General features: G+C 65.5%; 1 protein-coding gene. It reads left to right on the top strand.

Features of this window, described 5'->3' with window-relative positions:
• On the top strand, positions 1–860 hold an 860-nt coding region (locus KW824_RS20585; RefSeq protein WP_218410878.1), incomplete at both ends, for a VCBS domain-containing protein.

An 860-nucleotide genomic window follows, 5' to 3' on the forward strand; every position in this document is an offset into this window, starting at 1 on the left:
GTCATCACCGGCGCTGACAGCGGTGCGGTCACCGAAGACGAGAGCACTCCGCTGCTGACCGAGACCGGCACCCTGAGCGTGACCGATCTGGATGGGGCGGATGAAGCCAAGTTCCTGGCCGGCAACGGCGTGGCCAGCACTGGCGCACTGGGCAGCCTCGCCATCACCGAGGGCGGCACCTGGACTTACCAGGTCGACAACAGCAAGGTGCAGTACCTGGGCGAGGGCGAGACCAAGGTCGAGACCTTCACCGTGCAGTCTGTGGATGGCACCGAGCACACCGTCACCATCACCATCACCGGCGTCAACGATGAGGCCGTCATTACCGGCACTGACACCGGCGGCGTGACCGAAGATGAAAGCACGCCGCTGCTGACCGAGACCGGCACCCTGAGCGTGACCGATCTGGACGGGGCGGATGAAGCCAAGTTCCTGGCTGGCAACGGCACCCCGAGTGCGGGCGCGCTGGGTAGCCTCGCCATCACCGAAGGCGGTGCCTGGACTTACAACGTCGACAACAGCAAGGTGCAGTACCTGGGCGAAGGGGAGACCAGGGTCGAGACCTTCACCGTGCAGTCTGTGGATGGCACCGAGCACACCGTCACCATCACCATCACCGGCGTCAACGATGCCGCGGTCATCACCGGCGCTGACAGCGGTGCGGTCACCGAAGACGAGAGCACTCCGCTGCTGACCGAGACCGGCACCCTGAGCGTGACCGATCTGGATGGGGCGGATGAAGCCAAGTTCCTGGCCGGCAACGGCGTGGCCAGCACTGGCGCACTGGGCAGCCTCGCCATCACCGAGGGCGGCACCTGGACTTACCAGGTCGACAACAGCAAGGTGCAGTACCTGGGCGA

It is taken from the genome of Aeromonas sp. sif0611 (assembly GCF_019218845.1).
Classification (GTDB): domain Bacteria; phylum Pseudomonadota; class Gammaproteobacteria; order Enterobacterales; family Aeromonadaceae; genus Aeromonas; species Aeromonas media.